Origin of the sequence: Mycolicibacterium arabiense (assembly GCF_010731815.2) — a bacterium.
In the GTDB taxonomy this organism is placed as follows: domain Bacteria; phylum Actinomycetota; class Actinomycetes; order Mycobacteriales; family Mycobacteriaceae; genus Mycobacterium; species Mycobacterium arabiense.
Map to the genome: position 1 here is coordinate 3,329,786 of NZ_AP022593.1, position 12,340 is coordinate 3,342,125.

The 12,340-nt window shown below is 69.6% G+C and carries 11 protein-coding genes; 6 read left to right on the top strand and 5 right to left on the bottom strand.

What is annotated here, in order from left to right:
* Positions 1 to 46: 46 nt before the first annotated feature.
* Genes trmB through G6N61_RS17660 form a run of 3 tightly spaced genes read left to right on the top strand, consistent with a single transcriptional unit; the run spans position 47 to position 4,847 of the window.
* Positions 47 to 811 carry a tRNA (guanosine(46)-N7)-methyltransferase TrmB gene (trmB, locus tag G6N61_RS17650; protein WP_235887164.1) on the top strand — a complete coding sequence of 255 codons (765 nt, stop codon included), beginning with the start codon at positions 47 to 49 and terminating at the stop codon, positions 809 to 811.
* Positions 808 to 1,491 carry an NYN domain-containing protein gene (locus tag G6N61_RS17655; protein WP_163919688.1) on the top strand — a complete coding sequence of 228 codons (684 nt, stop codon included), beginning with the start codon at positions 808 to 810 and terminating at the stop codon, positions 1,489 to 1,491. The genes trmB and G6N61_RS17655 overlap by 4 nt, the downstream gene beginning before the upstream one ends.
* Before the next feature lie 53 nt (positions 1,492 to 1,544).
* The gene (locus G6N61_RS17660) at positions 1,545 to 4,847 is read left to right on the top strand and encodes an MMPL family transporter (RefSeq protein WP_163919689.1); all 3,303 of its coding nucleotides are present in this window, start codon (positions 1,545 to 1,547) and stop codon (positions 4,845 to 4,847) included.
* Here G6N61_RS17660 and G6N61_RS17665 read toward each other — a convergent pair.
* Positions 4,844 to 6,019 carry an AI-2E family transporter gene (locus G6N61_RS17665; RefSeq protein ID WP_163919690.1) on the bottom strand — a complete coding sequence of 392 codons (1,176 nt, stop codon included), beginning with the start codon at positions 6,017 to 6,019 and terminating at the stop codon, positions 4,844 to 4,846. The two genes, G6N61_RS17660 and G6N61_RS17665, sit on opposite strands and share 4 nt — an antisense overlap.
* A 76-nt stretch (positions 6,020 to 6,095) precedes the next feature.
* Between G6N61_RS17665 and G6N61_RS17670 the strand changes: the two genes are divergently transcribed.
* The 3 genes from G6N61_RS17670 to G6N61_RS17680 are packed head-to-tail and all read left to right on the top strand — an operon-like array spanning position 6,096 to position 8,883.
* A complete protein-coding gene (locus G6N61_RS17670; protein ID WP_163919691.1) occupies positions 6,096 to 7,229 on the top strand; it encodes a lysylphosphatidylglycerol synthase transmembrane domain-containing protein in 1,134 nt (377 codons plus the stop codon).
* A 9-nt stretch (positions 7,230 to 7,238) separates the two neighbouring features.
* The gene (locus tag G6N61_RS17675; RefSeq protein WP_163919692.1) at positions 7,239 to 8,510 is read left to right on the top strand and encodes a M23 family metallopeptidase; all 1,272 of its coding nucleotides are present in this window, start codon (positions 7,239 to 7,241) and stop codon (positions 8,508 to 8,510) included.
* Complete coding sequence (locus tag G6N61_RS17680) at positions 8,497 to 8,883, top strand: DUF3054 domain-containing protein (protein ID WP_163919693.1); 387 nt, start codon at positions 8,497 to 8,499, stop codon at positions 8,881 to 8,883. Before G6N61_RS17675 ends, G6N61_RS17680 begins: the two co-directional genes overlap by 14 nt.
* On the opposite strand, the gene G6N61_RS17685 is transcribed toward G6N61_RS17680, so the two are convergent.
* From G6N61_RS17685 to G6N61_RS17700, 4 genes are all read right to left on the bottom strand, one after another.
* Positions 8,777 to 10,201, bottom strand: coding sequence for a HAMP domain-containing sensor histidine kinase (locus G6N61_RS17685; RefSeq protein WP_163919694.1), 1,425 nt, complete (start codon positions 10,199 to 10,201; stop codon positions 8,777 to 8,779). The genes G6N61_RS17680 and G6N61_RS17685 overlap by 107 nt on opposite strands.
* A gap of 2 nt (positions 10,202 to 10,203) precedes the next feature.
* Entirely contained in the window at positions 10,204 to 10,881 is a 678-nt protein-coding gene (locus tag G6N61_RS17690; RefSeq protein WP_163924903.1) for a response regulator transcription factor, read from the bottom strand.
* A 122-nt stretch (positions 10,882 to 11,003) separates the two neighbouring features.
* Positions 11,004 to 11,387 carry a heme-binding protein gene (locus G6N61_RS17695; protein WP_163919695.1) on the bottom strand — a complete coding sequence of 128 codons (384 nt, stop codon included), beginning with the start codon at positions 11,385 to 11,387 and terminating at the stop codon, positions 11,004 to 11,006.
* A 171-nt stretch (positions 11,388 to 11,558) separates the two neighbouring features.
* A complete protein-coding gene (locus G6N61_RS17700; protein WP_163919696.1) occupies positions 11,559 to 12,140 on the bottom strand; it encodes a hemophore in 582 nt (193 codons plus the stop codon).
* Positions 12,141 to 12,340 lie beyond the last annotated feature (200 nt).

Genomic DNA, 12,340 nt, shown 5'->3' on the forward strand with positions numbered 1-12,340 from the left:
GCACCACGATGCGGGTACACCCAGTTGCATGGGTGACGATGGATCAATGCATGCCCAGCGCGAGGACGCCGATTCCGACGTCGACCTCGCCGCGACGGCGCACCGCTTTCCCCGGGTGACCAGCTTCCGGTCCAGGCACGCGGCGCTTTCGGACCGTCAGCAGGAGACGTGGGAGCGGCGCTGGCCCGAACTCGGCACCGAGGCCAGGCGCGCCGACGGCACGCCCGCCGGACCCATCGACGCCGCGGCGTGGTTCGGCCGGACGGCGCCGCTGGTCCTCGAGATTGGATGCGGGGCCGGGATCTCGACGCTGGCGATGGCGATCGAGGAACCGCACCTGAACGTCATCGCCGTCGAGGTCTACCGGAAGGGCTTGGCGCAGCTGCTCGGCGGCGTCGACCGCGAAGGCCTGAGCAACGTCCGGTTCGTCCGCGGCGACGGCGTCGACGTGCTCGAACACATGCTCGCCCCCGGTTCGCTGACCGGCGTCCGGGTGTTCTTCCCGGACCCGTGGCCGAAGAGCCGCCACCACAAGCGACGGCTCCTGCAGCCGCCCACGGTCGCGCTGATCGCCGATCGGCTCAAGCCCGGCGGCGTGCTGCATGCCGCGACCGACCACGCCGACTACGCAGTGCAGATCGGCGAGGTCGGTGACGGTGAGGCACTGCTGCAGCGCGTCGACCAGAGCCGCATCGACGCCGGCGACCTGCCCATGTCCGCGCGCCGACCCGAGACCAAATACGAGGCACGAGGTCTGCGCCAGGGCAGCGCGATCAGGGAGTTCCTCTGGGAAAAGCGGGACCTGACATGAGCATCACCGAGGATCTCGCCGACGAGCGGACTGCCGCACCGGTGGTGCCCGAGCGCGTGCTGCTGGTCTGGGACGCCCCCAACCTCGACATGGGCCTCGGCTCGATCCTCGGCGGCCGGCCCACCGCGGCGCACCGGCCGAGGTTCGATGCGCTCGGCCGCTGGCTGCTGTCGGAGACCGCCGACCTGTCAGCCGCCCGCGCCGCCGACGGCCAGCAGCCCGCTCTCGAGCCCGAGGCCACGGTGTTCACCAACATCGCGCCGGGCAGCGCCGACGTGGTGCGACCCTGGGTCGAGGCGCTGCGCAACGTGGGCTTCGCGGTCTTCGCCAAGCCGAAGATCGAGGACGACAGCGACGTCGACTCGGACATGCTGGCGCACATCGCGCTGCGCCGCAGCGAGGGTCTGGCCGGCCTCTACGTCGCCTCGGCGGACGGCCAGGCGTTCCGCCTTCCGCTGGAGGACATCGCCCGCGACGGCGTCGACGTGCACGTCCTCGGATTTCGTGAACATGCCAGTTGGGCGTTAGCGTCGGATACCTTGGAGTTCGTCGACCTCGAGGACATTCCCGGGGTCTTCAGGGAGCCGCTGCCGCGAATCGGCCTCGATTCGCTGCCCGAGCAGGGGGCATGGCTGCAGCCATTCAGGCCGCTGTCCGCACTACTGACCTCTCGGGTCTGACAACTCAATGCAGCCCGAGGCACAGTCTTGATACGAATCGTAAGGAGCTAAGCGTGTTCGCTTGGTGGGGTCGAACGGTGTACCGATTCCGATACGCAGTCATTGGAATCATGGTCGCACTGTGCCTTGGTGGCGGCGTGTACGGAATCAGCCTTGGTTCCCACGTCACGCAGAGTGGTTTCTACGACGAGGGCAGCCAGTCGGTGCACGCGTCGCTGGCCGCGGACGCGGCCTACGGCCGTGACACGTCCGGCCACATCGTGGCCATCTACACCGCGCCGGACGGCAAGACCGTCGACGACCCGGCGTTCCAGAAGAAGGTCCTCGACAACCTCGCAGAACTCGAACGCGAACACCCCGACCAGGTCCTGCGGACCATCGGCTACTTCAAGAGCCCCGAACTGCTCAAGAACATGGCCGATGCGGACAAGCAGCGGGCCTTCATGTCGGTGCAGCTCAAGGGCGACAACGACGACGCGATCCTGAACAACTACAACAAGAACGTCGGCGAGGACGGCAAGACCGTCAAGGAAGCCCTGAACATCGATGGCGTCGAGGTTCAGCAGGCAGGCCTGCAGCCGCTGGCCAGTGAACTGACCGGCACCATCGGCGAGGACCAGAAGCGCGCCGAGGTCGCCGCCATCCCACTGGTCTGCGTCGTGCTGTTCTTCGTGTTCGGCGGTGTCATCGCCGCTGCGCTGCCCGGCGTCATCGGCGGCCTGACCATCGCCGGTGCGCTCGGCGTCATGCGTCTGGCTGCCGAGTTCATCCCCGTGCACTTCTTCGCCCAGCCGGTGGTGACGCTCATGGGCCTGGGCATCGCCGTCGACTACGGCTTGTTCATGGTCAGCCGGTTCCGAGAGGAACTCGCCGAGGGCTACGACACCGAAGCGGCGGTACGCCGCACGGTGATGACCTCCGGCCGCACCGTCATGTTCTCCGCGGTGATCCTCGTCGCCTCCTCGGTTCCGCTGCTGCTGTTCCCGCAGGGCTTCCTGAAGTCGATCACCTACGCGATCATCGCCTCGGTCATGATCGCCGCGATCCTGTCGATCACCGTGCTGGCCGCCGCGCTGGCGATCCTCGGCCCGCGCGTCGACGCGCTGGGCGTCAAGACGCTGATCAAGTTCGCCGAGCCCGACCCCGTCGCGGGCGACCCCTCGGTGCAGAAGACCAACACCTTCGCGCTGGCGTCGATCCCGCTGGGTCTGCTGGTGCCGCCCGTCGGCATCGCGCTCGGTCACATCGCCCGCAAGCGCATCAAGCAGACCGGCGAGCAGGGCGCCAACCTGGCCCTCATCGGTCAGGTCATCGGCTACACCGCGCTGTACGGCGCGATGGCCTACGGCGTGATCGCGCTGCGGGACGCCGACGTCATCGGCACTGCCGTGTTCTGGATGCTGATGGGCATCGTCATCTTCCTCGTGGTGGTGACGTTCGGCCTCGCCCTCGCGCGGTACGTGCCGCTGGCCCGCAAGCCCATCGTGTGGTGGCTGCACTGGCTCGCGGAGAAGACGCAGAAGAACAAGACGCGCGCCGAGGTCGAGAAGGGCTTCTGGGGCAAGCTCGTCAACCGCGTCATGAAGCGGCCGGTCGCCTTCGCCGCGCCGATCGTGATCTTCATGATCATCCTCATCATCCCGCTGGGTCAGCTCGCGCTCGCGGGCATCAGCGAGAAGTACCTCCCACCGGACAACTCGGTCCGTCAGGCCCAGGAGCAGTTCGACCGGACCTTCCCCGGGTTCCGCACCGAACCGCTGACCATGGTCCTCGAGAGCGACGACGGCGAACCGGTCACCGACCAGCAGATCGCCGAGGTCCGCGCCAAGGCCATGACCATCCCCGGGTTCATCGAGCCCGAGGACGACCCGACCAAGATGTGGCAGGAACGCTCCTACCTCGACGGCGCGTCGAAGAACCCGGACACCCGGGTGATTCAGAACGGCCTGGTGAACCGGGCCGACGCCGCCGAGAAGATCGACGAGCTGCGGGCCATCCCGCCGCCGCGCGGCATCACCGTGTCCGTCGGTGGCACGCCTGCCCTGGAGCAGGACTCCATCCACAGCCTGTTCGACAAGCTGCCGCTGATGGGCCTGCTGCTCATCACGACTACGACCATCCTGATGTTCCTGGCGTTCGGGTCGGTGGTGCTGCCGATCAAGGCCGCGTTGATGAGCGCGCTGACCCTCGGTTCGACGATGGGCGTCCTCACCTGGATGTTCGTCGAGGGCCACGGGTCCGGGCTGATGAACTACACGCCGCAGCCGCTGATGGCGCCGATGATCGGTCTGATCATCGCGGTCATCTGGGGTCTGTCGACCGACTACGAGGTGTTCCTGGTGTCCCGCATGGTGGAGGCCAGAGCGCGGGGCATGTCGACGGCCGAGGCGATCCGCATCGGTACCGCGACCACGGGCCGGCTGATCACCGGCGCGGCCCTGGTCCTCGCGGTCGTCGCGGGCGCGTTCGTGTTCTCCGACCTGGTGATGATGAAGTACCTGGCGTTCGGTCTGCTGCTTGCGTTGCTTCTCGACGCGACCGTCGTCCGAATGTTCCTGGTGCCCGCGATCATGAAGATGCTCGGCGACGACTGCTGGTGGGCGCCGCGCTGGATGAAGCGCCTGCAGGAGCGGCTCGGCCTCGGCGAGACCGAGCTGCCCGACGAGCGCAAGCGGCCGACCGTTCGCGAGCGCGAGCCGGACGAGGCCCTCGTCGGTGCCGGTGCACCCGTGCGGCCTCGACCGCCGCACGATCCCGGACACCCCGACGGTGGTGGCGGTGCGCCGCTACCTCCGCGCCCGCCGCTGCCCCCGCGTCCGTCACGCGGTGGCGGCCGCATCCCGCCGGTGCCGTCAGCACCGCCGCGGGTGAACCCGCCGTCGGCGACCGGCACCACGCGCATCCCGACGCCCGCAGGCGCGGGTGCGACGTCCGGTGAGGCTCCGACGACGCGCTTCGCCGCGCCGACGGAAGCGCCGGTCGACGCGCCGACCACGCGCACGCCACGCGTCGACCCCGCCAGGGCAGGCACGCCACAGGCGCCGCCCGCCGTTCCGACGCCGTCGCGCCGAGCCGAGCCCGCCCGCTCGAATCGCGAGATCGAGTCGTGGCTGGGTGAGCTGCGCGGTGGCGCTCCGGCGCAGCCGTCGGCCGAACCCACGCGGACGATGCCCGAGCAGCGGGCCCAGCAGCCCGAGCGGGACGAGCCGACCACCGCGATCCCCGCGCAGCGCAAGCAGGATCCCGAGTCGACCGAGAAGATCGACACGCGCGAGGCGGCGGCGGAGGACGAGCGCAAGCGGCGTGGCGGCGGCATGAGCGCAGCCGACCTGCTGCGCCGCGAAGGCCGGATCTAGCCCCTCGGCGGTTCCTGCTCGACGTCGTCGGCGTTGCCCTTGATCGGTGGCCCCGACTCGGCCACGAGGATCGCTTCCTCGGCGGCCGGGTCGGCGGCCAGCAGCACCCGCACCGCGCTGTTGAGGAACGCGACGATGGGTATGGCCAGCAGCGCCCCGACGATGCCAGCCAGCACGCCGCCGGTCGCGATCGCCAGCACCACCGCCAGTGGATGGATGGACACCGCGCGGCCCATCACCAGCGGCTGCAGGACGTGCGCCTCGAGCTGCTGCACGGCGATGATCAGACCGAACGTGATCAGGGCGTAGACCCAGCCCTTGGCGATCAGCGCGACGATCACCGCCAGACCCCCGGTGAGCACCGCACCGACCAGCGGGATGAACGCACCCAGGAACACCAGCGACGCCAGCGGCAGAGCCAGCGGGATGCTCATGATGGCCAGGCCGGTTCCGATGCCGATCGCATCGACCAGGGCCACCAGGAACGTCGCGCGCACGTAGCCGATCAGCGAGTGGAAGCCCGCCCGCCCCGCGTCGCGGACCCGGGTACGGACGGTCGTCGGGAAGATCAGCGAGACGAAGGCGAAGATGCTGCGGCCACCGTGCAGCAGGAACACCAGCGTGAAGAACATCAGCAGTGCGCCGGTGACGATCTCGGCGATGGTGCCCGCCGTGGAGAACGCCCCGCTGGTGAGCTTGGCCTGGTTGTCCTTCAAGGCCTGGATGGCCGCGTCGGACGCACTGCGCACCTGGTCGTTGCTGAAGTGGGCGAACACCCCGCTCGAGAGCGCCTGCCGGAAGTTGGTGATGCTGCGGGTGACCTGCTCGACGAGGGCGGGCGCACCGGCGATGAACTGGCTGACGACGAAGGTGAGCAGGCCGCCCACGACGACGATCCCGGTCAGCAGGACCACCGCCACCGCGGCGCCGCGGTTGAGGCCGCGCCGATCGAGGCCGTCGACGACCGGCATCAGCATCGCCGCCACCATCGTGGCCAGCAGCACCGGCACCACGATCAACTCGAGTCGCGAGACCACCCACAGCAGTGCCAGCAGCGCAGCGAGGATCACCAACACCCGCCACGACCAGGCGGCGGTCTTGCGGACCAGCGGGTGCACCGCCGCGTCCGCTGCCGAATCCACCGAGAACCCGCCCGACCCGCCCCGTGACATGGCGGAAGCGTAACGAGTGAACTCGCCCCGACGCGGGAGGCTTTGAGCTGGGCAACCCGCCGTTACCCTGTAGGGCGTGTCGCACGACGCGCCGGCCGGCGACGCTCCCCAGGAGAGCCGCCCGCGCGGAAAGTACTGGTGGCTGCGCTGGGTGCTCATCGCCCTCGCGGTGATCGTGCTGACGGTCGAGATCGTCCTGGTGTGGGACCAACTCGCCAAGGCGTGGAAGAGCATCTTGACCGCGGACCCGCGGTGGGTGCTGGCGTGCGTGGTGGCCGCCATGGCGTCGATGCACAGCTTCGCCCAGATCCAGCGGACGCTGCTGCGGTCGGCGGGCGTCCAGGTCCGGCAGTGGCGCTCGGAGGCCGCGTTCTACGCGGGCAACGCGCTGTCCACGACGATGCCGGGCGGACCGGTGCTCTCCGCGACGTTCATCTACCGGCAGCAGCGCATGTGGGGCGCCTCGCCCGTGGTGGCGTCCTGGCAGCTCGTCATGTCCGGCGTGCTGCAGGCCGTCGGCCTCGCGCTCCTGGGACTCGGCGGCGCCTTCCTGCTCGGCGCCAGCAAGAACCCGCTGTCGCTGATCTTCACGCTCGGCGGGTTCGTCGCGCTGCTGCTGCTCGCGCAGTCGGTGGCGGCCAACCCGCAGCAGATCGAGGGCATCGGCGCGAAGCTGCTGTCGTGGGTGAACTCGTTGCGCAACAAGCCATCCGACACCGGGCTGGAGAAATGGCGGGAGACCCTCGAACAGCTGGAGTCGGTCAGCCTGAGCCGCCGCGCACTGGGTACCGCGTTCAGCTGGTCACTGTTCAACTGGATCGCCGACGTGGCATGCCTGGCGTTCGCCGCGTACGCCGCGGGTGGGCATCCGTCGCTGGCGGGCCTGACCGTCGCCTACGCCGCCGCCCGCGCGGTGGGGGCGATACCGCTGATGCCCGGCGGGCTCCTGGTCGTGGAGGCGGTCCTGGTGCCCGGCCTGGTGTCGAGCGGAATGACGTTGGCCTCGGCCATCTCCACGATGCTGATCTATCGCCTGGTCAGCTGGATCTTCATCTCCGCCATCGGCTGGGTCGTGTTCTTCTTCATGTTCCGCACCGAGAAGGACATCGACCCCGACGCCACGGACGCCGAGACCGCCGAGACGTCCCGTGGCGACGCCCACCCCGAGGCCGTTCGCGAATCGGAATCGCGGCGTGACCGTGACCCCTAGGATCGATCGATGACGAATCCCGCGCGTCGCGCCGCCGCCCTGCTCGCGGCCCTGTCGTTGCTCACCGCCTGTTCCGGTGGCAGTGAATCAGCAACTCCGACAACCGATTCCGGATCACCGTCGACGTCGGGTCCGCAGGTCGCCGAGGCCGAACCCGCAGTGGCGACACCCATGCTGGCACGCGTGTTGTCGGCGCCGATCCCGGTGCCCATGACCGACGGCAAGGTCCACCTCGCGTACGAACTCGACCTGACCAACGCGCTCGGCCAGGACCTCGATCTGCGCTCGGTGACCGTGAAGGCCGGGGACCGGTCACTGCTGACGCTGTCGGGCGACGACCTGGCGTCGCGGACCCGGATCCTCGGCGACGCGGCCAAGCCGACCAGGACGTTCGGGCTCGGCCAGAGCGGCATCGTCTGGCTGGACGTCGTCATCGATGGCGCCGAGGGCAGCAGCACACCTGCTGTCCCGCAGGAACTCTCGCACACCATCGACGTCGGCCTGAGCAAGCCCATGCCGCCGCTGCTGCCCGCCACCATGGTCGTCGACGTCGCACCCACGACCGTCTCCACCAACGAACCGGCGGTCATCTCACCGCCGCTCGACGGCCCCCGCTGGTTGGACGGCAACAGCTGCTGCGACATGACCGCCCACCGCATGGCGCTCAACCCACTCAACGGCGAGCTGTGGGCAGCCGAGCGCTTCGCCATCGACTACGTGCAACTGAGCGAGGACGGCACGATCTTCCGGGGTGACAAGGCCAAGGTCGAGTCCTACCCCTACTTCGGCGCCGACGTTCACGCCGTGGCCGACGGCCCCGTGGTGTCTGTACTCGACGGGTTGCCCGAACAGGTGGCGGGCAGGGCGCCGAGCGGCCTGCGCCTCGAGGAGTACGGCGGCAACCACGTCGTACAGGACATCTCCGGCGGAGGGACCGAGAAGAGATACGCGTTCTACGCGCATCTGAAGACCGGCTCGGTAAAGGTGAAGCCCGGCGACCAGCTCAGCGCCGGCCAGGTGCTCGGCAATCTCGGCAACTCGGGCAATACCGACGCACCGCACCTGCACTTCCACGTGATGAGCACACCCGACCCGCTGCGCGCCGACGGTTTGCCGTTCGTGTTCCAGACGTTCGGACTCGACGGCCGCGTGACCGACCAGGCCGCACTCGACCCGCTGCTCGACGGCCGGCCCGCACCGATGACGCCCGGGTTCACCGCCCGTGACGAAACCGATGTCAGCCCACTGGTTCTGGACGTGATGACCTATGACCTCGGCTAGACGGACCGTCGCCGCCGCACTGCTCGCCGATGCCGTCTGCGTGGTGGTGTTCTGCACCATCGGGCGGCGCAGCCATGCCGAGGGCCTGAGCATCGCGGGCGTTGCCGAGACGGCATGGCCGTTCCTCACCGGAACGGCGTTGGGCTGGTTGGCGATTCGCGGCTGGCGGCGACCCACCTCGCTGACTCCGACGGGCCTGGCGGTCTGGCTGGCGACCGTGGTCGTCGGCATGGCGTTGCGCAAGGTGTCGGGTCAGGGCACCGCGGTCAGCTTCGTGGTGGTCGCTTCGCTCGTGACCGCAGCCCTGCTACTCGGCTGGCGTGGCGTCGCAGCGGTCCTGGTTCGGCGCCGACCAACTCGACTCGATCGGTGACCTGCTCGGTGTCGGCAGACGTCGACACCGTCAGCGTGGCACGCAGGCCGCCCATCGGTCCGTCGGACAGCTCGATGGTGCCGCCGTGCAGTGCCGCCTGCTGCGCCACGAGCGCGAGGCCAAGGCCCGAGCCGCCCGCGGTCGCCGTGCTGCCGCGGGCGAACCGGCCGAGCACCGCCTCGTGTTCCTCGGCGGGCAACCCGCGCCCGTTGTCGTCGACGACGATGACCATCGAGGACCCGGACGGGTAGGCCGACAGGACGATCCGCGTCGCCTCGCCGTGCGCCACCGCGTTGCGCACCAGGTTGTCCACTGCCAGCCGCAGACCGCCCGGCCAGCCCCATACGGACCCGACGTCCTCGCCCACCTCGACGACGATCTCCACGCCGTGGTGGGCGTTCTCGCGCGCCACCCGGTCGAGCAGGTCCGTGACGTCGATGGCCTCGCGGTCCTCGGCCTGCGCGAGCTGCCCCGAGGCCAATTGGCCCAGTGCGGTGATGATCGCCTCGACGCGTCGTTGCGCACGCGACAGGTCAGCGACCACCTCATCGCGCTCGTCGGCGGGCAGATCGTGGATGCGCAGCGTGTCGAGGTCGGCCCGCATGGCGGTCAGCGGCGTGCGCAACTCGTGGGCGGCGTTGGCGGCGAAGTCCTGGGCGGCCTGCAGGCTGTTGGTCGTCGCCTGCTGTGCGGCGGCCAGCCTGCTGAGCATCCCGACCATCGCGTCGGAGAGGTCCTCGGCCTCCCGGACGCCCTTGACCGGGTCGATCTTCTCGGTGCCCTTGCCCAGCCGCAGCGTCTGCGCGGTCAGCCTGCGCAGCGGTCGGATCGCGGGGCCGGCCAGCAGCCACCCGAGCCCCGCGGCGATCAGCACGGTGCCGACCCCGACCGCCGTGTAGAGCGGGATCCGCGCGCGGCTCAACAGGATGCTGTCGGCACGGATGCCCACCGACATCAGCACGCCGCCCTGCTGGTCCACCGGGATGGTGCGCACCCGGTAGTCGAGGCCGTTCACCTCGACGGTGTCGGTGCCCGGTGTCAGCTGCGGCAGCTGAAAGCCGCGTTGGAACACCACCTGTCCCGTCGTGCGCGACCGGCCCGTGGTGAGCACGCCGCGGGTGGAGTCGCTCTGGTCGGGATACACGCTGGCGTCGACGATCGAGTCGAGTCGCCGATCCAGTTGTGCCGCATCGTTGTTGGCGAGGACGACCGACGTGAGGACGGTGAACACCGCGACCACCGCGGCGGCGGCGGCCGCCGATGCCAGCGCCACCCGGGTCCGCAGCGACGCCGAGCGGAGGAACCGAGGGAGTTGCACCGCTACGGGTCGGCGCGCAGGACGTAACCGATCCCACGCACCGTGTGGATGACCCTGCTGTGCCCGTCGCGTTCCAGCTTGCGCCGCAGGTAGCTGATGAAGACGTCGGCGACGTTGGTGTCAACGTCGAAGTCGTAACCCCAGACCAGCTCGAGCAGGCGCTGCCGGGACAGCACGACGCCTGCGTTCTCGGCCAGCACGGCCAGCAGGTCGAACTCGCGCTTGGTGAGGTCGGCGCGTTCACCGTCGACGAAGACGAGGCGCCGCGCGGTGTCGATGGTCAGCGGTCCGACGGTCATGCTGTCCGACGACTGCTCGTTGTGCGCCGACCGACGCAGCAGCGCATGCAGGCGCGCGACGAGTTCGCCGAGGTCGAACGGTTTGGTCAGGTAGTCGTCGGCACCGGCCTCGAGTCCGGCGATCCGGTCGTTGACGGTGTCGCGCGCCGACAGCACGCAGATCGGAATGTCGTTGCCGAGCGCGCGCAGCGCGGTGACCACCGCGACGCCGTCGAGTTCGGGCATCTGCACGTCGAGCACGAGCGCGTCGTGGGTCTCGGTCGACAGCAGTCGCAACGCTTCCTTGCCGTTGGACGCGACGCGGACGTCGAAGCCGGAGTGCCGCAGCCCACGCGACACCGACGTACGGACGTCAGGGTCGTCGTCGACCATCAAGACCATCCGGCCGGAGCCGTCGGACACCGTTCGGTCTGACACGTCAGACGTCTCGGACTGCCCCGACCGCTCCGCGCCGGTGTCCTCCCCCGGAATTGGAGGTGCCCCCTGCCGCAACGGCATCGGGCCTACGGGATTGCGGGCGCCGGTGCCGAGCCGCAGCGGTTCTTCAGGTCGACCAGGGGCTGGCGGATCCCCGTCAGCTCGGCCTTCACCTGCGGGTTGTCGTTGAGGTAGCGGTCGACCTCGACGCGGACTTCCTCGCGCTCCTTGCCCTCGAGGCTGGTGAAGAACCAGTTCACGTCGGGGTGGGTGAAGAGGTAGGCCGAGGTCGAAGCCGAGACGCCGGAGGCCACACCGGCCAGGTCGGCGGCGGTGCAGTTCGGCGGGTTCAGCGCGGGATCGTCCGCCATGGCGGAGGGGATCGCACCGAACAGCATCGCGCCGGCGATCGAACCGGCGCCCAAGGCACCAGCTACCGCACGTCGCCCAGCACGGGCCGAGAGCAACATGGTCAAGCTCCTTCTCGAGAACTTCAGACGCCGTAACCGCTGTCGGTTACCGACAACGGAAAGCTAAGCAGAATCCGTTCCGACTTTCTTGCCTTGCGCCCAATCGGCTGTGAAGACGCCGAGAATCGCAGGTCAGCGGACCCTCGCTGGGGGCGCCGGCCGCGTTGGGAGTTAGCCCGCGGACCGGGAGGCCGGGCCGGGCAGGGGCCCGGTGCCCTGCCGGGCGGGCGACGCCGTCGACGGCGAGGACAGGCCGAGAGGTCCCTGCACGCCAGCGGTCTGCGCGTTCGGGGAGGTTGCCGGCAAAGCACCCGCCGTCGCACCCTGCGCTGCGCCGCCCTGTGCGGACTGCATGAGCCCGAGCAGCTGGGGCAGCGTCAGCGGCAGCTTGCAGCGGCTCGAGAGGCCGACCAGCGGGGCCTGCAGTTGCTGCATGTCCGTGGCTGCCTGCGGGTTGGCGTCGAAGTACGACTTGATCGCGACGAGTTGCTGCGGCCCGGCCTGCTGTTGCGAGATCGTGGTCAGCGCGGTGTTCGTCTCGGGGTGGGTGTCGAGGTAGTTGCCCGTGGTCGTAGCCACCGAGCCGAGGGTCTTGGCCACCTCGCTGGCTGCGCAGGGATCGGCTGCCGCCGTCGCAGACGGGGCGGACAGCCCGCCGGGAACGGCCAGCGCCGCCACCGCAGCACCGCCCGCCGCAGTCACAGCGAACACGCCGAGGAGTCCTCGACGCGTGGTTCCGGTACTGGTCCTCATGAACGACTCCTCATCGTCGCGATCCGCCCGTGGCGTCGCGAAACCCACGCTGTACGGCCATGGCATCGTCTCGGCGAGGGGCCCGACGATGACCTGCGCTCGCCATCCTGCCATCTACACGCGCCGACCGCACAATCCGTCCAGCAAATCCGCAGGTCACTCGGATGGGGGCTGCGGGCCACGCGGACTGCAGGCGGCCC